Genomic DNA, 20,682 nt, shown 5'->3' with positions numbered 1-20,682 from the left:
AAACGAGTAAGTTACGGATTTAAATCCTTTGACAATATGAGAACGAGAATTTTTATGATGAATCAGTTAATCGTCATAAAATAACAAAAAAATCAGAGGAAGCAGATTTCTCTACTTCCTCTGATTTATAAAATTTCTCTTCATCAGTCCTTATTGACAAAGAGCCAATTATTGTTTAGAAATATTGGATGCCCATCGCACGTTTGACTTCATCTAACGTATTTGCAGCCACTTTTTGTGCTTCTTGACTCCCATTTTTTAGGATATCCATCACATATTCAGGATCTTTTGCAAGTTCTTCACGGCGCGTACGAATTGGAGCCAACACGTCTTCTAACACATCGATCAAGTAGCGTTTGATCTTCACATCACCTAAACCACCTTGGCGATACTGTGCTTTTAATTCCTCGATATGTGCATGATCCGTTCCAAAAACATCCAGGTAAGTGAAAACCATATTGCCTTCGACTTGGCCAGGATCTTCGACGTGGATATGATTTGGATCAGTATACATACTCATCACTTTCTTTTTCAAGATATCGCTTGGATCAGCTAAATAGATACCGTTATTCAGCGATTTACTCATTTTACCATTGCCATCGATACCAGGAAGGCGTCCCATTCCTTTAGGTGGTAGTACAGCTTTTGGTTCAACTAGTACGGGTTTGTAGATCGAGTTAAAACTATGCACGATTTCTTGGGTTTGTTCGATCATTGGTTTTTGATCTTCACCTACAGGAACTAAGTTCGCTTTGAAGGCTGTAATGTCTGCAGCTTGAGAGATTGGGTAGATAAAGAAGCCAGTTGGGACACCTTCACCGAATTGTTTTTGTTCGATTTCCGTTTTTACAGTCGGGTTACGACGTAAGCGATTGACGCTCACTAGATTCGCATAATAAATCGTCAGTTCTGCTAATTCGGGTATTTGAGATTGTAAAAATAACGTTGATTTCGTTGGATCAAGTCCGACTGAAAGGTAGTCTAAAGCGACTTGCAAAACATTTGCAGAGACTTTTTCAGGAGTTTTGGCGTTATCTGTTAATGCTTGGATATCCGCTACCATAATAAATAATTGGTTCATTGGATCAGCTTGCATCTCGACTCTTTTTTTCAACGAGCCGACGTAGTGCCCTAAATGCAATTGACCGGTAGGACGATCTCCAGTTAGGATTGTGTTCATGTCGTTCACCTTTTCTATAATGATTTCTTTCATCTTACCTTTTTTTTTCAGGGAATACAACAACTCTGAGAGACAAAGTCACAATTGACCAAAATGATAGAATAATCCACAATCTCATGTTATATTATATGACAAATAACTAGAAAAAGATTTACAAAACCTAAAAACTACGGTTATAATATTAAAATAATATTAAAAAAAGATTGCATTTCAGGGGGATTTCAGATGATTGAATTTAAAAACGTCGAAAAATATTACGGAAAATTTCATGCGTTAAAAAATATTAATTTACATTTTGAAAAAGGCGAAGTTGTGGTGGTCATTGGGCCATCAGGATCTGGTAAAAGTACGATGTTACGTACGATCAATGGATTAGAGAGTATCAGCTCAGGTGAATTGTTGATTGATGGAGTGAATATTCGCAGTAAGGAAAGTAAATTAAGCGAAATCCGTAAGAACGTAGGGATGGTGTTCCAACACTTCAATTTATACCCAAATAAAACGGTACTAGAAAACATCACATTGGCACCGATGAAAGTTTTAAAGCAAACAGAAGAACAAGCCAATGATACGGCTGAGAAATTATTGAAACGCGTTGGCATGTGGGATAAAAAAGATTCTTATCCATCCATGTTATCTGGAGGACAACAACAACGGATCGCCATTGCTAGAGGACTGGCAATGAAGCCAGAAGTGCTCTTGTTTGATGAACCCACTTCAGCACTTGATCCTGAAATGATCGGGGACGTTTTAGATGTGATGAAAAAATTAGCGAATGAAGGCATGTCGATGATCGTTGTGACCCACGAAATGGGATTTGCCCGTGAAGTAGCAGACCGTGTCGTGTTCATGGCCGATGGCGAAGTATTAGAAGATAGTCGTGATGTCATCGAATTTTTCGAACATCCTAAAGAAGAACGAGCACGACAATTTATCAGTAAAGTAATCAATCACTAGGAGGAACGTAGATGAAGCTGACAAAAAAGATGTTGATTCCGTTGTTGCTCTTATTCCTAGTAGGACTAGGTGGTTGTAAAGCAGCAAGTGTATCATCTAAAAATGTATTGAAACAAGTAAAAACTAATGACCGGATCGTTTGGGGCGTCAAAAACGATACGCGGTTATTCGGATTGATGGATGTGGCTTCAAGAGAGGTCAAAGGATTTGATATCGATATCGCAAAAGCATTGACAGAAAAAATTTTAGGTCGTGACGGTCGGGCAGATTTTGTCGAGGTTACTTCTAAGACACGTATCCCTTTATTAAAAAATGGGAACATCGATGCGATTATTGCCACAATGACCATTACCGAAGAACGAAAAAAACAAGTCGATTTCTCAAATGTGTATTTTGATGCCGGACAAGCTCTTTTAGTGAAAAAAGGAAGTCCGATCAAGAGTGTTAAAGATTTAAATGCAAATACGACTGTCTTGGTCGTAAAAGGATCAACTTCTGCGGTAAATATTCGTAAAGAAGCGCCTGATGCAAAGATTTTAGAAATGGAAAACTACGCGGAAGCATTTACGGCCCTACAAGCCGGTCAAGGACAAGCGGTTTCAACAGATAATGCGATCTTATTAGGGATGGCAAGTGAAAATCCTGATTATGAATTAGCTGGAGGTACGTTTACCAATGAACCATACGGGATTGCCATCAATAAAGGACAAACCGAATTTGTCGATGCGATCAATCAAGCGTTAAAAGAAATCCATGAAGATGGTACGTATGACAAAATTTATGACAAATGGTTTCCAGACGACCAAAGCGGGAAAGCAAAATAAGGAGGAAAACGCATGATCCAACTGTTTCAACAAAATAGCCAATTATTTTTTGATGGCTTTAAATATACGATTTTAGCGAGTTTGATCGCCTTGATCGCCAGTTTGATTATCGGAACATTGATGGCGATTTTTCAACTATCCGAAAATAAATGGATCAAAGGAATTGCACGGGCATACGTCGAGTTTTTTAGAAACATTCCATTATTGATCATCGTGATGTTTTTTTACGTTGTGATCCCACTGTATTTTTTACCGATTACCGGATTTCAAGCTGGAACGATCGGTTTGACCATTTATACTTCAGCATTTATCGCAGAAACTGTGCGAGCTGGGATTCAGACGGTTCCTAAAGGTCAAATGGAAGCGGGACTTTCTTCAGGATTGACATATAGCCAAACGATGCGCTATATCATTTTACCGCAAGCTTTTAAAATCGTTATCCCACCACTGGGCGGTCAATTTATCAATTTAATCAAAAACTCTTCGATCTTAGCCATGGTTGCCGGTCTAGATATTATGTATCAAGGAGATCTGATTGCAAGTACTACATTTAATACCTTTGATACATATATTATCGTTGGGATCTTTTACTTGATTTTAACGTTACCATTATCGTACTGGATGAGTTATTTAGAGAAAAAATGGGCAGTTCGTTCATAGAAAGGGGCAAAGGATATGAGTTTTTTTGATGCATTTTCATGGGTAAATATTCGTTTTTTACTTGATGGATTATGGGTAACGATTGAAGTTTCGGTATTGTCGATTGTATTTAGTTTTATTTTTGGGGCACTTTTAGGGACATTGCGCTTTTCTAGCGTTCCGTTTTTATCACGGATTGTTGGTGTCATTGTGGATGTGATTCGCAATTTACCTTTATTATTGATTATTTTCTTTACGTATTTTGCCTTACCACAAATCGGGATTCGCTTTGATATCTTTTGGTCAGCTGTCATTGCGTTGACGATCTTTGAGTCGGCAATGCTGTCAGAGATTTTTAGAGCAGGATTGAACGCTGTACCAAAAGGGCAAATGGAAGCCGGATTGTCAACGGGATTAAACTATATTGAAGTGATGCGTTCGATCGTCATTCCGCAAGCATTTCGCTCGATGATTCCAGCGATTGTCAGTCAATTGATCTCGCTAGTTAAAGACACGTCACTAGCAATCATCATCGCCTTACCCGAATTTACGCACAATGCTAAAATCATTTATGGACAAAATTCAAATTATGTGATTCCGATGTACGTGGCCTTAACTTTAGGTTACTTTATGATTTGTTATTTATTGTCGTTACTGTCACGCTATTTAGAAACCAAAAAATATTCTTATCAATAATAATTTCAAAAGAGATAGTGCCCAAGGGTAGCTATCTTTTTTTGTTTAGGATAAAATAACGATAGATTATACAATCAATTGAGGGATGAAGATGACAAATGAACAACCTATTGGGTTCATCGATTCTGGTGTTGGCGGATTAACGGTCGTCAAAGAAGCGATGAAGCAATTACCAAATGAACATATTCTCTATTTAGGTGATACAGCACGGTGTCCGTATGGGCCGAGACCTGCAGAACAAGTCATCGAATATACGTTTGAGATGGCTGATTTTTTGATGGAACAAAATATCAAAATGCTCGTTATTGCATGTAATACGGCAACAGCTGTCGCGTTAGATGCCATTCGAAATGCGTTACCGATTCCGGTTGTCGGTGTGATTTTGCCGGGTGCTAGAGCAGCGGTCAAAGCAACGAAAAACCAACAAATCGGCATTATCGGAACGATCGGGACTGTAAAAAGTCAGTCTTATTTGCATGCGTTAAAAGCCAAACAACAAGAAATTCAGGTCACAAGTCTGGCTTGCCCTAAATTTGTCCCGATCGTTGAGAGCAATCAACTGCAAACAGCAGTGGCCAAAAAAATCGTAGCACAAACACTACAACCGTTGCTAAATAAACGATTGGATACTTTAGTATTAGGCTGTACGCATTACCCGTTACTGCGACCTTTGATCCAAAACGTCATGGGAGACAGTGTGACGTTGATTGATTCTGGGGCAGAAACGGTGAGCGAAGTCAGCGTATTATTAGACTATTTTCAACTTGCTAATCCCAATCCATTAAAGAAACGTGCTATTTTTTATACAACAGGATCGACTGCGTTGTTTGATGCGATCGCCACCCAGTGGTTACCGATCAATCGCGCTCAGTCGCAAAAAATCCATTTAGGAGGGACTACTCATGAGATATAATGGACGTTATGCTCTTGATCATCGAGGGGTGTCATGGACAACTCAAGCTAAAAAATATCCATTTGCTACGATTAGTTATCAACAAGGTGAAACGAAACTAGAGATCTCTTTAGTTGAATGTGAAACATTAGCAGTACCGGTCATCTATTTTCCAGAAGATGCTACAAATGATCAAATCAAGCGTGCAAAACTGATGGATACCTTACCCAATACACTTCATTGCTTGCTAAAAAAAGTCATTGTTGGCAAACAATCATTCGGATTTAAGGTAATCGTAACGATTCAACAAGCAGACGGTAGCGTCACTGCAGCTGTTATCAATGCGCTTTACCTCGTGTTAATACAAGCTATAGCGAAACAACAGATGACAAAGAAACGCGCTTTTGCATTGATTGATGATTTTGCAGCGGTGACATTAGCAAAACAAGAAGAAATGTTGGTTGATCCAGACGCAATCGAAGAGTCTAAAGCAGAATTTTTACTGGTTATGGTAATGTGTAAAGACGGTCGTTTTATTGATTGGTACAATGACTCACCTGAAGTTTTTGATATCGAACGGATCAATGAAAGTTTTATTTTAGGTCAGCGCGCAGCAGAATCGTTGCTTGCTGAACTGATAACAACAACACAAGTAGCGATGCCTCTTGAAGAAAAAACGATCATGATTGCTACAAACAACCAAGGAAAAGCGAAAGAGTTTGCCTCTTTATTTGCAAAAGCCGGGTATCAGATCAAAACATTAGCTGACCACAAAGAGTTACCTGAAGTAGAAGAAACAGGGCAGACATTTGCGGAAAATGCCTGTTTGAAAGCAGAAACGATTGCACAACAATTGAATATTCCCGTACTAGCGGATGATTCAGGGTTAAAAGTCGATGCATTAAACGGATTGCCAGGGGTCTATTCTGCACGTTTTGCAGGGTTGCAAAAAAGTGATGCAGCAAATAATGCAAAATTATTGCATGAATTAACAGACGTAGCTGATGAACAACGTACTGCACAATTTCATTGCACATTAGCTTTTGCAGCACCAGAACGTGAAACCCTTGTCGTGTCGGCTGAATGGCCAGGTCGTATTGGGCGTATTCCAAGAGGAGAGAACGGTTTTGGTTATGATCCGTTATTTGTCGTACCAAAACTCAATAAAACGGCGGCCGAATTGACAGGAGCTGAGAAAAATGCGATCAGTCATCGTGGGCAAGCAATGACAAAATTAGCTGCACTTTGGCAAGGATGGTTGGAAGGAGAAACGAAATAAAATATTTAGTAGTCAGTGACAATCATGGCGATCGAGAGATTTTAGAAACGATCGCGACAACGTTTGCCGATCAAGTGGACGTGTTATTGCATTGTGGAGATTCAGAATTACCTGGTAATGATCCCTTATGGGAAACATTCCAAGTAGTGGGTGGAAACTGTGATTTTGATCCGCTTTTTGAAGACTATCGAATCATTACAACAACACAAGATACGATTTTAATCACGCATGGTCATCGCTATCAAGTCAATCATTCGATGACTTCACTAGGCTTGCTTGCACAACAAGTCAATGCAACGATCGTTGTATTTGGGCACACGCACCGTCTAGGCTGTGAACAATTAGGCGAGCGCTTATTTTTAAATCCAGGGAGTATCAGCCAACCGCGAGGATTGCCGTATAAAAGTTTCGCGATTATCGACAGTACACCCACACATGATCGTGTTACGTATTATGATCGTACGATGCAACCGATCGAAGGCTTACACTTTGAATTTGTAAAACATAAGAATCCTTAACAAGACTATCGTTTTATAAATAACTGTACTACACTAAAGAAAACAACGAAATATGGGAGGTTATCACTTGATAGGCGCGAAAACAGAGCAGTTACTTTTGGAGAATCAAGACAATTTAGTGATTCCTGCCGAAAATGTCGCCACTGTGCTCTATACACATGGTTTAGAACATGCATTATTAGTACTATCAAAAGTAGGATACAATCAGATTCCGGTTTTAGATCATGAAGACCGTTTTATTGGAGTTATTGGCTTATCTGATGTTGTCAATAAAATGATGGGGCTGACTGGACTAGATGTCAGTGCCTTAGAAAATTTAACTGTCGCGGATGTGATGGAAGTCAATATTCCGTGCATCACACGTAATGATGTTGAAGACATCTTGCATCAATTAGTAAATCGTCCTTTTTTACCTCAAGTCGATGAAACAGGTGTGTTTACAGGGATCGTTACGCGCAAGGAAATTTTAAAATCTGTTAATCATCTCGCGCATCAGTTGGAAAGACGTTATGATTTGATTGAAAAAGTGACGGTACATTAAAAAGATACACAAAAAAGGGGGATGACAAACAGCTGTCACACCCCTAAATACTGAATAAGTAGCGTAAAAAAAGTTTCTAAAAAAACAAGCCACACTCTTACGGAAATAGGTAAGAGTGTGGCTTGTTTTAGCACTAGTCACTTCTGTTGCGACTTTTTTTAAACTGTTGGTAAAATAGGTGTTGTTGGAATCGTAAAGCCAGCTTTGATTAACGCACTGACTGAAGCGTTAAGCAATTCTTCTTCGATCTGGTATTGGAAACCGTTTTTGACATAGAGTGTACTACGTAGCGCAAACATTCCGTTTCCGAGATCAACCATCCCAAAAATAGCAGGTGGTGTGGTAATGCTGTCTTCATATTTTACTTCAATCTCATGATTGACTTTACGAATGACTTTACGAATTTGCTCTAAATCTTCAGAAGGATCGATACGTACATCTACCAATACACGCATGTTGGCACGAGAAGCGTTGCTAACCGTTGTAATATTGCGATTAGGAATAAAATGAACTGTACCATCAAATGCTTTTAGCTTCATCGTTCTAAGACCAACACCAGTTACAGTACCGTCGATATTCAAATTGGTCAATTTGATATAATCACCAACAGCGACTTGTTGTTCCATAATAATAAAAAATCCAGTAATGATATCATTCATAAATCCTTGGGCACCTAGACCAATGGCCAACCCAATGATTCCAGCTCCAGCAAGCAGTGAACCTACAGGAACACCCAATGCGGATAGCAGCGAATAAATAAATAAAAAACCTACAGTGTATTGAATAATGTTTCCAATCAGATTGAACATTGTATTCATCCGACTGGCATTGACATTATTTTTTTTATCATAAGATTTATGAGCTCGATTTAAAATTGCAAGGGATAATTTCCAAATAATTAAAAATAAAATAATAAGAAAAATGACCATAATCGTTTTTTGGATCACCAATGCGATCAGTGCTTCCCAATCGATTGAAGCCCACCATTTTTGTAGGGCATTTAATTGTTTTGTAGTTGGTTCGATAATTGAATTCGTACTATCTGAACTAACAGTAGACGTAACGTTCAGTAAAAATGACATCAAGACAGTCCTTTCTTTTTAATCTGTTTACTATTGTAACATAAGGTCAAAAGAAAGGTCGATTAATTAAGATAAATGAACACCTTTATCCACAAAAATCGTTTCACCGATAATTCCGCTTGATAATGGACTGATTAAGAAGGCACATGTATTTCCAACTTCTTCGATCGTTACACCAACACTATCTGGTGTACGGCTTTCTGATAATTGAATCAATTTTTGGTAATCTTTTACACCAGTTACGGCTAATGTCTTGATTGCGCCAGCAGAGATTGCGTTAACACGGATTTTTTCTGGAGAAAGATCAGCCGCCATATAACGAACAGCCGCTTCTAAAGAGGCTTTAGCGATTCCCATCATGTTGTAGTTTGGTACCGCACGTTCTGAACCTAAATAAGTTAACGTTACGATTCCGCTGTTTTCTGCTAAAATTGGTTTTGCATAATGGCTGACAGCGATAAATGAATAGCTACTTACGTCTTGAGCTAATGCAAATCCATCACGAGATAAATCCAAAACGCTACCTTGTAGATCTTCTTTATTTGCATACGCAATGGCATGAACTAAACCATGGATTTCTGGTGTGTATTCTTTAATTGTTTCAAATGCTTGTTTAATGCTTTCGTCATTGGCTACGTCACATTCAACTAAAAACTCTGACCCATCTAATAATTTTTCCAATGATTTTTTCATGCGGTCGTTTTGGTACGTGTAGATCACTTCTGCACCTTGGTCACGTAGTGCTTGTGCACAACCCCATGCAATACTGCGTTTGTTTGCGACGCCCATTACGACGACTTTTTTACCTTCTAGAAAACCCATAATGTCACTCCTTAAGTGTAAATGTATAGTAATATCATAAAACATCCATGATTTCTTATTATTATCGAAAAAACTTTGATTGTCAAACTAATTTTCAATTCTCTTAATAGTTATTGAATATTTTGTTAAAATATGATACTTTGATAACCAAAGTATTTATTTATGGATTCGAAAAGAGGATGACTCATGAAAAAATTGTTGACTGAAACTGAAGTAATGGATTTGATCCCAAATCGTTACCCGATTATTTATATTGATTATGTAGATGAAATTGAATCTGGGAAAAAAATTATCGCAACAAAAAATGTAACAATCAATGAAGACTTTTTCCAAGGACATTTCCCAGGAAACCCGGTAATGCCAGGCGCATTGATTTTAGAAACACTAGCGCAAGCAGGTTCGATCTTGATTTTGAAATCAGAAGAATTTTTAGGTCGTACAGCTTATATTGGCGGTATCAATAAAGCGAAATTCCGTCGTAAAGTCGTACCAGGAGATACGATGAAACTATCATTTGAAATCATGAAGATCAAAGGTTCAGTAGGGATTGCGGATGCAGTGGCTACTGTTGATGGTAAAGTATGTGCTCAATGTGAATTTACCTTTATCGTAGGGGAACAAAAATAAGTATACGAATTTCGTATGCTTATTGTGGCACTTATACCGCCGTTTAAGGTTGTGACAACAAGTTGTCACAACTTTTTTTTATTTGGCTTCTTGTAAAACATCGATCGACGTGATTTTTACAGGATTGACTGGTTTTGATTGTTCGCCAGTATCACTAGTTGTGACTTCTTGTTTAGCGATTTTATCGACGACATTCATGCCCTCGATCACTTGACCAAAGACCGCATATTTGCCATCTAATTGAGGATCGCCACCATTTTTGTAAGCATCGATGATTTTTTGTGGATAATATTGAATCGCAAGACCATCTGATTTGTCTTCGTGGTTTTGGACGATAAAGAACTGACTACCTAAGCTATTCGGCGCGCTGCTACTAGCCATAGATAATGCACCGTTTAAATGATACAATTGATTGGAGATTTCCGCTGCAAATCCTTTACCCCAAATACTTTCTCCACCGGTACCATCACCTTTAGGATCGCCACTTTGAATCATAAAGTCTTCGATGATACGATGAAACGTCACGCCGTTGTAATAGCCTTCTTTAGCATGAGTTACAAAGTTCTCAACGGCTTTTGGTGCAATCTTTGGAAACAATTTGATTTTGATGGCTCCTTCTGTCGTATTGACTTGGACCAAATCTTCGTCGTCTTTGACGTTTGGATCAAGTTGAGGCAAGTCAAGGGAATTTAAATCCACAGACTCACTTGTTTTTTCACTACTACTTGTTGCACTAGAACTAGTTGTTGTTTTACTTGCACACGCGCTAAGGCCGATGACGGCTATAACAAGAGACAAGAGAACACTAAGGCGTTTTGTTTTCACATTTTTGACTCCTTTATATTAAGATACTGTTATCATATCAAACCATTTTGCGTTCGTAAGTAAAAAAATGAAGTTTTAAGAAAAAATATTGAGAAATAGAGTGGTTTTCACTATACTACCTATAGAAAGAGGTGGAGCATGAAGATTTTTATCCGTGTTTTTTTTATATTGTTATTTATCATCGTGGTGGGATTGATTTTTGCAGGAAATTATTTTTATAATTATGCAGTTGTTCCATCAGAGAAAAGTTTTTTAGAATCGGATACACCTGGAACAAAAGTAAAAAAATCAGCTGATCAAGAGTGGTTTGAACAAGCAACTGGCCGAACCGATTGGCAGTTAACCGCTGAAGATGGGGTGAAATTGCGGGCTATTTATATTCCAAGCCAAACCCCTTCAACGAAAACGGCTTTAGTGGTCCATGGGTATATGGGAAAAGCCGATACGATGGCTGTCTATGCAAAAATGTATCATGACTTAGGGTATAACGTCTTAGTTCCTGATGCAAGAGGACACGGCCAAAGTGAAGGAGATTATATTGGATTTGGTTGGCATGAACGTCGTGATATGGTTGGTTGGATCGATGATATCATTCAAAAAAATGGAACGGATGAGACCATTACATTGTTTGGGATTAGTATGGGAGCAGCCACAGTTATGATGACTGCCGGAGAGAAATTGCCTAAAAATGTCGTGTCGATCGTAGAAGATTGTGGCTATTCCTCTGTGAATGAAGAATTGACGTATCAATTAAAGGCGTTGTTTGGTTTGCCGGCATTTCCGTTGATCCCTGTGACGAGTTTAGTGACGAAAGTGCGCGCGAATTATTTCTTTGGTGAAGCAGATGTCATCAAACAACTTGAAAAAAATCATTTACCTATGTTGTTTATCCATGGGGATGCGGATACGTTCGTTCCATTTTATATGTTAGATAAGGTCTACAATGCAACGAAAGGTCCGAAAGAAAAATGGGTCGTAAAAGGTGCAGAGCATGCAAAAAGTTATTCGGTAGATCCGAAAGATTATCAAGAAAAGGTGGCCGCTTTTTTAGCTAAATACAATTGAGAGACAAGACAATGAGAGAATCAAAAGAGTCAAAGGAAAGTAATAGACAAACGACTATTCAGTAGGTACAATGAAATAGACTTTTTGAAACACTAGGTTAGTATATAGAATGGAGGACAATTTTATGTCCATGTTTTTAGATCAAGTAACAATTGACGTCAAAGCTGGTAAAGGCGGCGACGGAATGGTAGCCTTTCGTCGTGAAAAATACGTTCCAGATGGCGGACCTGCCGGAGGAGATGGTGGCCGTGGAGGCGATGTCATCTTAGTCGTCGACGAAGGATTACGTACATTAATGGATTTTCGTTTTAACCGTCACTTTAAAGCCATTCCTGGAGAAAACGGAATGAGTAAAGGGATGCATGGTCGTGGATCAGAAGATCTATACGTGAAAGTCCCTCAAGGAACAACTGTGCGTGATGCTGAGACTGGTGCATTTATTGGCGATTTAGTCGAACAAGGGCAAACTTTAGTCATTGCGAAAGGTGGTCGTGGTGGTCGTGGGAATATCCGCTTTGCTTCACCAAGAAACCCAGCACCAGAAATCGCTGAAAATGGTGAACCTGGCCAAGAACGCAAGATCGAGCTTGAATTAAAAGTGCTAGCCGATGTTGGTCTAGTAGGGTTTCCTTCAGTAGGGAAATCAACATTGCTTTCAGTCATTTCTTCAGCTAAGCCCAAAATCGGTGCCTATCATTTTACGACACTAGTACCAAATTTAGGTATGGTAACAACAAGTGAAGGCCAAAGTTTTGTGGTTGCTGACCTTCCGGGGTTAATTGAAGGAGCTTCACAAGGTGTTGGTTTAGGAACACAATTTTTGCGTCATATTGAACGAACGCGCGTCATCTTACATGTGATCGACATGAGTGGGATGGAAGGTCGCGACCCTTATGAAGATTACTTAGCGATTAATGCAGAGTTAGCTACGCATAACTTACGCTTATTGGAGCGTCCACAATTAATTGTAGCCAATAAGATGGATATGCCAGATGCTGAGGAAAATCTGAAACTTTTCAAAGAAAAATTAGCAGCCGAGCAAGAAGATGAATTCGCAGATCCAATCCCAGTATTCCCAATTTCTGGCGTGACAAGACAAGGGATCGACGCGTTATTGAACGCTACAGCGAACTTGTTGGATGTAACAGACGAATTCTTATTATATGAAGAAGAAGTTGAAGAAGATGTAGTCGAATATGGCTTGCGTCAAGAAGGACCTGAGTTTATCATCGATCGAGAGCCTGATGCTTCTTGGACATTAAGTGGTGAAAAACTAGAAAAACTATTTGAGATGACAAACTTTGATCATGATGAAACGGTTATGCGTTTTGCGCGTCAATTACGTGCGATGGGTGTCGACGAAGCCTTACGTGCTCGTGGTGCTAAAGATGGCGATATCGTCAGAATCGGTAACTTTGAGTTTGAATTTGTAGAATAAGTTAAAATAAGAAGAAGTTCGTCTACACGATCTTCTTCTTATTTCTTTGTGTTTTCTTTATTTATTGGTAAAATAAAAGGAAATACGATAAAGGACGTGGACTAAATGGAAAAACGCGTAATTGTGGTAACATTTGATGAAAATGCTTTGGCTTATCAAGGGTTTTCAGAGGTGAAAAAATTATATGCAACCAAACGATTGAAAGTGGAACAAATGGCAGTTGTGAAACATTCTGAGGCTGGTGACCATAAATTTTCAATCGAAGACTTTTTTGATCCAACAGGCTCAAGTGCAACGACTACAGGCGGGATTATCGGCATGATCGTAGGAGTACTAGTCAGTCCACTCGCGATTTTACTTGGTTGGTTTGGTGGAAGTTTGATCGGTGCAAGTAAAGATGCAAAAGAGTTATCCACAGCTAAAAACATTTTTGAACATTTGATCAATCAAATCAATGAAGGACAAACAGGGTTGATTATCATTGCTGAAGAAGAAGACAATCGCCCGTTAAATGAAATCGTCATGCAAGAATTAGGTGGTTCGAGCCATCGGTTTACATTTGACGAAGTTGAAGCTGAGATTCAACATGCCAAAGAAGTCGAGGCTGAAACGAGTGAGTCAACGAAACAAAATTGGCTTGCCCGACATACAAAATAACAAAAAGAAACGAGCTAAACTATGGAATTAGAATTTTTAGGTACCGGTGCAGGGGTTCCCGCAAAGCACCGTAATGTGAGTGCGATCGCATTAAAATTATTAGATGAGCGAAATAAGGTATGGCTATTTGATTGTGGTGAAGGGACGCAAATGCAGATCTTGCGGACTACGATTCGTCCACGAAAAATAGAACATATTTTTATTACACACTTACATGGTGATCACATTTTTGGTCTACCGGGATTATTAAGTAGCCGTTCTTTTCAAGGTGGCGATGAAAAACTTACGATCTATGGACCAAAAGGGATCGAGGAATATGTACGAACGGCGTTGAAGATCTCACAATCACGTTTGTCTTATCCATTACATTTTGTGGAGATCCTAGACGAAGGAGTGATTTTTGAAGATCATCAATTTCAAGTCATTACCAAACGCTTAGATCATGGGATCGAATGTTTTGGTTATCGTGTGATTGAAAAAGATTATCCTGGAGAGTTGCAAGTCGCACAACTTCAGGCATTAGGGATTACGCCTGGTCCTTTATTTGGAAAATTAAAGCGCGGTGAAACCGTCACTTTAGAAAACGGAGAAACCTTAGACGGACGTGAGTTTGTTGGAGCAGCCAAAAAAGGACGAATCGTGACGATTTTAGGTGATACGCGTTATTGTGAGGCTGCTATTGAGTTAGCGCAACAAGCTGACGTATTGGTTCACGAAAGTACCTTTAATAAGCATGAAGCGAAAATGGCGCGTGCGTATTTTCATTCAACGACACAACAAGCCGCAACAGTGGCAACTAAAGCTCAGGTACGCAAACTTTGTTTAACGCATATCAGTGCGCGTTATCTAGCTAAAGAAGCCAAGGAATTGGAACAAGAAGCAAAAGAGCTGTTTGCAACAAGTGAAGTTGTTAAAGATTTTGATCGTATTGAGATCCCATTTCAAGAATAAGAGGTGTGTGTGATGAAGTTAAAAGGAAAAGTAGTATTTGTGACTGGAGCTTCAGGTGGGTTAGGCAAAAAAATCTGCTACGAAGCTGCAAAACAAGGTGCGATCGTTGTCGCTTGTGCACGACGTATCGATGAATTAACAAAAGTCAAACAAACGTGTATGTCGCTTAGTAAACATCAAGCGTTTTGTTACCAATTAGACGTCGCCAATCCCGAGCAAGTCGATCAAGTATTGCATGCGGTTGCCTTAGAAGTTGGACCAATCGATGTATTGGTGAATAATGCAGGATTTGGGGTATTTGATGAATTTGTGTCATTTGATTTTGACACGACACGCCGCATGTTTGAAGTCAATGTGTTGGGGTTGATGTATATTACCCAAAAAATTGCTGCGGAAATGGTTCGAGTGCAAAAAGGAAGTATCATTAATATCGCCTCGATCGCAGGAAAAATTGCAACACCGAAAACAGCCGTATATTCGGCAACAAAATTTGCTGTCCTAGGTTTTTCTAATGCATTACGCTTAGAATTAAAGCCATTTGGCATTCACGTCACAACGGTAAATCCTGGACCGATGGAAACAAACTTTTTTAATACAGCAGACCCTTCAGGAAATTATGTCAAAGGGGTCAAACCATTCTTATCTAGTCCGGAAGTATTGGCGAAAAAAATAGTTCGAACGATGACAAGGCCAAAACGAGAAATCAATCAACCAAAAGTGATGAATACAGCTGCTAAAGCCTATACCTTATTTCCAAGGGTAGGAGATTTTTTAGCTGGTGGTATCATGAATAAAAAGTAAATTTGGATGAAGTAGAGGGGTTAGGATATGAAAAATCAGTGGCGAATCGTATTGGGGCTAGTGTTAGCATTTATTATTGTATTGTTTGCCGTCTTGAACAATCAAGATGTTGCGATTAGCTTTGGATTTACAAAATTAAATGCACCGCTGATCTTAGTGATTATGGGATCGGCTTTTATTGGAGCTGTTGTGATTGCCTTAGTAGCAACTAGTGGCTATTTAAAACAAAAGAAAACGATCAAAGAATTACGAAATCAGGCATTGACCGATGATGCCATCATCGAACGGCGTGTAGCAGAAAAACGTGCTGAACTAGAGCGTGAATATGCCAATAAAGCAGTTGAGATGCAACAAGCATTTGATCAAAATCAAGTCGCTATAGAAGAATCGGCTATACAAGATACGGTAGAATAAATCAAAAAGCAGAAGAGGCACCTTGGTGTCATTCTTCTCTTTTTTTTGCTTTTTTGCTATAATATGCAAGTTGGGAGTGATTGTGTGCCGAAAAAAAAATACGAATGGATCGAACCAAAAACAGTTCAAATACCAGTAGAATTGACACAAGCGTTACAAGCAGAACAGTTACCAGAAGTGTTAGCACCGATTTTGTATACACGAGGAATCCAAACCAAACAAGCCTTACAAGAATTTTTATATCCAGCAATTACGAGCTTACATGATCCGTTTTTACTTCATGATATGGAACGCGTTGTGGATCGGATTCAACAAGCGTTAGTCGAAGAAGAAGCGATCTTGATTTACGGAGATTATGATGCTGATGGAATTACGAGTACTACAGTATTAAAAGAAGCCTTAGAACTACTTGGAGCGAACGTGTCGACTTACTTGCCTAATCGTTTTACGGATGGTTATGGGCCTAATCGTCGCGTCTACGAAGAACAAATCAAATCTGGGATTCAATTGATTATCACTGTGGATAATGGAGTATCTGGACATGAGGCGATTGCTTATGCTAAAAGCCAAGATGTAGATGTTATCGTAACCGATCATCATGAGTTACCAGAACAATTACCAGAAGCGTATGCGATCATCCATCCTAAACATCCACAAGGAGCGTATCCATTTAAAGAATTAGCTGGAGTAGGAGTAGCGTTTAAATTAGTCTGTGCATTATTAGAAGAGGTGGTCTATGAAGCGCTCGATTTGGTAGCGATTGGAACAGTAGCAGATATGGTGTCGTTGACTGGTGAGAATCGAGTACTCGTCTCTCAAGGAATCAATGCATTGAAACACACGCAACGACTTGGTTTACTAGAATTATTGAAAGTCAGTCAAGTGGACGCTGCAGCGATTTCAGGCGAAACGATTGGGTTCTCACTTGCGCCGCGTTTAAATGCCTTGGGCCGTTTAGCAGATGCAAATGAGGCAGTGACGTTATTGTCGACGTTTGATTTAGAAGAAGCGACGCGCTTATCTCAAGAATTGGATGATTGGAATACGAAGCGAAAAGGACTCGTGGAAGAAGTCATGATCGAAGCGATGCAACAGCTAGATCACACACGTCAAGTCAATGTCTTAATTGGTGATCAGTGGCATGAGGGTGTATTGGGAATCGTAGCCGGTCGAATTATGCAAGAAACTGCCAAACCAACTATTGTACTTACTCGCTTAGCGTCCGGAGCAGTTAAGGGCTCAGGTCGTAGCATTCCACAAATCGATCTATTTCGCTTATTATCGCAATGGAAAGAAAACTACATTTCATTTGGTGGACACCATTCAGCGATTGGGATCACATTAGATGAAGCGTATATCGACACACTTGTTCAACAAATGGATACCTACCTTGCTGAGCAAATGCAAGATATCAAAGGAGTTCCGCTAACGATTGCTGCATCATTGACTCTATCACAAGTAGATCTTACTTTAGTTGACGCAATCGATCGTTTGGCACCATTTGGAATGGACAATGCATTGCCATTGTTTAAATTTGAACAGGTGAAATTAGAGCATTTGGCTGCAATCGGAGCAAAAAAAAATCATCTGAAGGGCGTTATGCTCCAAGAGGGACACGAATTAGATATGATTGCGTTTCAAATGGGAGATGCACTAGATTCACTCCAAGCAGATAATCTATCTTTTGTTGGGAAACTGACGATCAATGAATGGAATGGTCGTAAAAAAGTTCAACTCCAAGTAGAAGACTATGCAACAACAGGCGTGCAATTTTATGATTATCGTACGAAAAAGCGTTTGTTGCCAAAAATGGAAGAGGCAACTTATCTTTCGTTTACGACGAGTACATCTGCGTTTAAAAAGACATTATCTCATGTTGTAGAATTGACCAGTGAACAAATGGTCAAAGAGTGGGTGGAAACAACACCGGTAGTAAACAATATGGTGTTTATCGATTGTCCACTATCTTTAGAGTGGTTGCATCTTATCTATCAAGAAAACTTAGCACAACACTACTATTTGGTGTTTGAAACTGAAGATGATGCTTATTTAGATGGAGTGGGAACAAGAGAGCAGTACGCGCGTTTGTTTGCATTGATCAAACAAGGCCAAGCGATCGACGTACGTTATCGATTGCAAGACATTGCGAAATACTTAAATTTACCACCGAAACTATTAATTTTTATGATTCAAGTGTTTTTTGAGCTGAAATTTGTTACAATAGACGATGGTGTTTTAAGTTATGTTTCGGATGCGCCACATCGTGCACTCAATGAAAGCGTCTTGTATCAAGAGCGCCAATTGAAAATGGACAGTCAATCCTTTTTACAATTAACAAACTTAGAAAATTTAAAACAATGGTTTTTTTCATAGGAGGAAAAAATGGATTTAAAAAATTATATTGCAAGTATCGAAAACTATCCCTCAGAAGGAATTGTCTTTCGTGATATCTCGCCTTTAATGGCTGATGGTGATGCGTATCGTGCGGCCACGCATGAAATCGTAAAATATGCAGCAGAAAAACAAATCGATATGGTCGTAGGACCTGAAGCACGTGGCTTTATCGTAGGCTGTCCTGTAGCATATGAACTTGGTGTAGGGTTTGCACCTGTTCGTAAACCAGGGAAATTACCACGTAAAACAATTTCTGTTTCTTATGATCTAGAATACGGTAGTGATACGTTAACACTCCATGCAGATGCAATCAAACCAGGTCAACGTGTGTTGATTTGTGATGATCTACTTGCAACTGGTGGGACGATCAAAGCAACAATCGAATTGATTGAACAATTAGGTGGAATCGTCGTTGGATGTGCCTTTTTAATCGAATTAAAAGATCTACATGGTCGCGACAAAATCGAAGGCTATGATATGATCACTTTAATGGAATATTAAACAAATAAAGGGTGTGACAGAAGTCTGTCATGCCCTTTTGAACATCGAATAAATATCGTTAGAAAAAAATAAGCCGAATCATTGCCTGTAATAGTGGAAACTATCTTGGGCAATGATTCGGCTTATTTTTTAAGTTACAGCTAGGATCTTTATTTATTACGATTCAATTTAGTATAGGGTGGAAAATGAGTATTTTTCTTATGATAGTTTAAACGGTAACGCTTATCATCCCACGCAACTAACCACATAATACCTAACGGACAGAAAATTAAAAACGAAATCAACGAACCTGCGTGACCAAGTAACATACCGACTAACAACACAATTAAAATAAATCCATAACGACGAATGGCTTCCATTTTTCTTCACTCCTATTAATTATACGAACAAACGTTTGCTTTATTAGTATACAAACATTTGTTCGAATTGTAAAGCGAAATACGATAGAAAAGTAAAAAAACTATTATTGCAAAAACGATATTTTCTACTAAAAAACAAAGAAAAAAACACCTCTTTTATGAGGTGTTTCACCTATCTTAGTTTTCAAAATGACGGTATAACCCGACCACTCTTCCTAAAATACGGACACTGTCTAATAAAATAGGCGCAAGAAAATCATTTTCTGGTTGCAAGCGAATCTGTTTTTCTTCTTTATAAAAAGTTTTACATGTTGCTTCGTTTTCATCCGTCATCGCGATCACGATATCCCCGTTTTGTGCAATATCTTGTTTTCTGACGATTACTTGATCGCCATCAAGTATTCCAGCATTGATCATACTTTCGCCACGAATCGTGAGCATGAACAATTGACCTTGTTCGTGTGAAAAGTCTGGTGGGATGGGGAAGAAGTCAGAAGCTTCTTCTACTGCTAAAATGGGTTCTCCAGCAGTCACAACACCAAGTAACGGGATTTGAGAAGGCGCAATATCTAATGCTTCCAATCCTTTAGCCGTTAATTCAATAGCACGAGGTTTAGTAGGGTCGCGTTGAATATACCCTTTTTTTTCTAAACGTGCTAAGTGTCCGTGGACAGTGGAAGTAGAAGACAGTTGAACAGCTGCTCCAATTTCGCGGACGGTTGGCGGATAGCCTTTTTCACTTACTTTTGTATGTATAAATTTTAATACTTCTAATTGACGACTTTCTGTACGTCTAGCCAACGTTTACACCTTCTTTCGAATTCTACTATAATTTTAGCATATGTTTTACTTGAATTCAAACAAACGTTCGTATATTACCGATCTGATAGTTGTATTTTTAAAGCGAATCTATTACTATGAAGAAAATAGCTTAGGAGGTCATCAAGATGTTATCAGATAAAAAAATGGCACGAATCAACGAATTGGCACGTAAGAAAAAAGAAAGTGGTTTAAGTGAAGGCGAATTAGCCGAACAAAAATTACTACGAGAAGAATATTTAGAAGCCTTTCGTGGGGGGATGCGCCATCACATCGAGGGAATGAAAGTGGTGGATCCAGAAGGCAACGATGTAACACCTGAAAAATTAAAAGAAATCCAACGTCAAAAAGGGCTTCATGATCGCAATTAATTGATTTTAAGATAAGGAATGTAATCTTTG

At 38.9% G+C, this 20,682-nt stretch carries 24 protein-coding genes; 18 read left to right on the top strand and 6 right to left on the bottom strand.

From position 1 onward, the window contains the following. Positions 1–175: 175 nt before the first annotated feature. Positions 176–1,180 carry a tryptophan--tRNA ligase gene (trpS, locus tag ACWOEC_RS04965; RefSeq protein WP_455306438.1) on the bottom strand — a complete coding sequence of 335 codons (1,005 nt, stop codon included), beginning with the start codon at positions 1,178–1,180 and terminating at the stop codon, positions 176–178. Between the two features lie 225 nt (positions 1,181–1,405). On the opposite strand from trpS, the gene ACWOEC_RS04960 reads away from it, so the two are divergent. The 8 genes from ACWOEC_RS04960 to cbpB all read left to right on the top strand — a co-directional run bounded on the left by ACWOEC_RS04960 (position 1,406) and on the right by cbpB (position 7,526). Next, a complete protein-coding gene (locus tag ACWOEC_RS04960) occupies positions 1,406–2,137 on the top strand; it encodes an amino acid ABC transporter ATP-binding protein (RefSeq protein ID WP_297077717.1) in 732 nt (243 codons plus the stop codon). Positions 2,138–2,148: 11 nt separating this feature from the next. Then, positions 2,149–2,961 carry a transporter substrate-binding domain-containing protein gene (locus tag ACWOEC_RS04955; protein ID WP_455306436.1) on the top strand — a complete coding sequence of 271 codons (813 nt, stop codon included), beginning with the start codon at positions 2,149–2,151 and terminating at the stop codon, positions 2,959–2,961. A 12-nt stretch (positions 2,962–2,973) separates the two neighbouring features. Then, complete coding sequence (locus tag ACWOEC_RS04950; RefSeq protein ID WP_297077713.1) at positions 2,974–3,621, top strand: amino acid ABC transporter permease; 648 nt, start codon at positions 2,974–2,976, stop codon at positions 3,619–3,621. A 15-nt stretch (positions 3,622–3,636) separates the two neighbouring features. Continuing rightward, the gene (locus ACWOEC_RS04945) at positions 3,637–4,296 is read left to right on the top strand and encodes an amino acid ABC transporter permease (RefSeq protein ID WP_455306433.1); all 660 of its coding nucleotides are present in this window, start codon (positions 3,637–3,639) and stop codon (positions 4,294–4,296) included. Between the two features lie 85 nt (positions 4,297–4,381). Then, a complete protein-coding gene (racE, locus tag ACWOEC_RS04940; protein WP_455306431.1) occupies positions 4,382–5,209 on the top strand; it encodes a glutamate racemase in 828 nt (275 codons plus the stop codon). Beyond that, complete coding sequence (locus ACWOEC_RS04935) at positions 5,199–6,467, top strand: XTP/dITP diphosphatase (RefSeq protein WP_455306429.1); 1,269 nt, start codon at positions 5,199–5,201, stop codon at positions 6,465–6,467. The genes racE and ACWOEC_RS04935 overlap by 11 nt, the downstream gene beginning before the upstream one ends. Beyond that, positions 6,464–6,985, top strand: a complete 522-nt coding sequence (locus ACWOEC_RS04930) for a metallophosphoesterase (RefSeq protein ID WP_455306444.1) — start codon at positions 6,464–6,466, stop codon at positions 6,983–6,985. Before ACWOEC_RS04935 ends, ACWOEC_RS04930 begins: the two co-directional genes overlap by 4 nt. Before the next feature lie 67 nt (positions 6,986–7,052). Continuing rightward, positions 7,053–7,526, top strand: coding sequence for a cyclic-di-AMP-binding protein CbpB (gene cbpB / locus ACWOEC_RS04925; protein ID WP_455306427.1), 474 nt, complete (start codon positions 7,053–7,055; stop codon positions 7,524–7,526). Between the two features lie 158 nt (positions 7,527–7,684). Here the strand turns inward: cbpB and ACWOEC_RS04920 are convergent, their stop codons facing one another. Both ACWOEC_RS04920 and fabI read right to left on the bottom strand, forming a co-directional pair. Next, positions 7,685–8,608: a mechanosensitive ion channel family protein gene (locus ACWOEC_RS04920; RefSeq protein WP_455306425.1), complete on the bottom strand. Its 924-nt coding sequence runs from the start codon at positions 8,606–8,608 to the stop codon at positions 7,685–7,687. Between the two features lie 66 nt (positions 8,609–8,674). Continuing rightward, positions 8,675–9,430, bottom strand: coding sequence for an enoyl-ACP reductase FabI (gene fabI / locus ACWOEC_RS04915; RefSeq protein WP_297077699.1), 756 nt, complete (start codon positions 9,428–9,430; stop codon positions 8,675–8,677). Between the two features lie 186 nt (positions 9,431–9,616). Here fabI and fabZ point away from each other — a divergent pair, with 186 nt between their 5' ends. Then, the gene (gene fabZ / locus ACWOEC_RS04910) at positions 9,617–10,057 is read left to right on the top strand and encodes a 3-hydroxyacyl-ACP dehydratase FabZ (protein WP_297077697.1); all 441 of its coding nucleotides are present in this window, start codon (positions 9,617–9,619) and stop codon (positions 10,055–10,057) included. A 78-nt stretch (positions 10,058–10,135) separates the two neighbouring features. Here the strand turns inward: fabZ and ACWOEC_RS04905 are convergent, their stop codons facing one another. Next, on the bottom strand, positions 10,136–10,834 hold the full coding sequence (locus ACWOEC_RS04905; RefSeq protein WP_455306442.1) for a peptidylprolyl isomerase: 699 nt from the start codon (positions 10,832–10,834) through the stop codon (positions 10,136–10,138). A gap of 186 nt (positions 10,835–11,020) precedes the next feature. Between ACWOEC_RS04905 and ACWOEC_RS04900 the strand changes: the two genes are divergently transcribed. The 8 genes from ACWOEC_RS04900 (at position 11,021) to ACWOEC_RS04865 (ending at position 19,103) form a co-directional block, all read left to right on the top strand. Further along, positions 11,021–11,947, top strand: a complete 927-nt coding sequence (locus tag ACWOEC_RS04900) for an alpha/beta hydrolase (protein WP_455306423.1) — start codon at positions 11,021–11,023, stop codon at positions 11,945–11,947. Positions 11,948–12,071: 124 nt separating this feature from the next. Beyond that, entirely contained in the window at positions 12,072–13,385 is a 1,314-nt protein-coding gene (obgE, locus tag ACWOEC_RS04895) for a GTPase ObgE (protein ID WP_297077691.1), read from the top strand. A 105-nt stretch (positions 13,386–13,490) separates the two neighbouring features. Further along, a complete protein-coding gene (locus tag ACWOEC_RS04890) occupies positions 13,491–14,042 on the top strand; it encodes a DUF1269 domain-containing protein (protein WP_455306420.1) in 552 nt (183 codons plus the stop codon). A gap of 21 nt (positions 14,043–14,063) precedes the next feature. Next, entirely contained in the window at positions 14,064–14,993 is a 930-nt protein-coding gene (gene rnz, locus ACWOEC_RS04885; protein ID WP_297077687.1) for a ribonuclease Z, read from the top strand. A 12-nt stretch (positions 14,994–15,005) separates the two neighbouring features. After that, positions 15,006–15,794, top strand: a complete 789-nt coding sequence (locus ACWOEC_RS04880) for an SDR family NAD(P)-dependent oxidoreductase (RefSeq protein ID WP_455306418.1) — start codon at positions 15,006–15,008, stop codon at positions 15,792–15,794. 27 nt (positions 15,795–15,821) lie between these two features. After that, positions 15,822–16,208: a LapA family protein gene (locus ACWOEC_RS04875; protein WP_455306416.1), complete on the top strand. Its 387-nt coding sequence runs from the start codon at positions 15,822–15,824 to the stop codon at positions 16,206–16,208. A gap of 84 nt (positions 16,209–16,292) precedes the next feature. Further along, the gene (gene recJ, locus ACWOEC_RS04870) at positions 16,293–18,581 is read left to right on the top strand and encodes a single-stranded-DNA-specific exonuclease RecJ (RefSeq protein ID WP_455306414.1); all 2,289 of its coding nucleotides are present in this window, start codon (positions 16,293–16,295) and stop codon (positions 18,579–18,581) included. 9 nt (positions 18,582–18,590) lie between these two features. After that, positions 18,591–19,103 carry an adenine phosphoribosyltransferase gene (locus ACWOEC_RS04865; protein ID WP_297077679.1) on the top strand — a complete coding sequence of 171 codons (513 nt, stop codon included), beginning with the start codon at positions 18,591–18,593 and terminating at the stop codon, positions 19,101–19,103. A 149-nt stretch (positions 19,104–19,252) separates the two neighbouring features. Here ACWOEC_RS04865 and ACWOEC_RS04860 read toward each other — a convergent pair whose 3' ends face one another. Together ACWOEC_RS04860 and lexA are read right to left on the bottom strand one after the other, a co-directional pair. Next, a complete protein-coding gene (locus tag ACWOEC_RS04860; protein WP_297077677.1) occupies positions 19,253–19,462 on the bottom strand; it encodes a hypothetical protein in 210 nt (69 codons plus the stop codon). A 177-nt stretch (positions 19,463–19,639) separates the two neighbouring features. Further along, positions 19,640–20,263 carry a transcriptional repressor LexA gene (gene lexA, locus ACWOEC_RS04855; RefSeq protein ID WP_297077675.1) on the bottom strand — a complete coding sequence of 208 codons (624 nt, stop codon included), beginning with the start codon at positions 20,261–20,263 and terminating at the stop codon, positions 19,640–19,642. Between the two features lie 146 nt (positions 20,264–20,409). Here lexA and ACWOEC_RS04850 point away from each other — a divergent pair, with 146 nt between their 5' ends. Next, entirely contained in the window at positions 20,410–20,652 is a 243-nt protein-coding gene (locus tag ACWOEC_RS04850) for a DUF896 family protein (RefSeq protein ID WP_297077673.1), read from the top strand. The last annotated feature ends 30 nt before the right edge of the window (positions 20,653–20,682 follow it).

This window comes from Enterococcus bulliens, assembly GCF_053761865.1.
The sequence above is the reverse complement of the archived record's forward strand: the minus strand, read 5'-3'. Positions and strand labels throughout refer to the sequence as shown.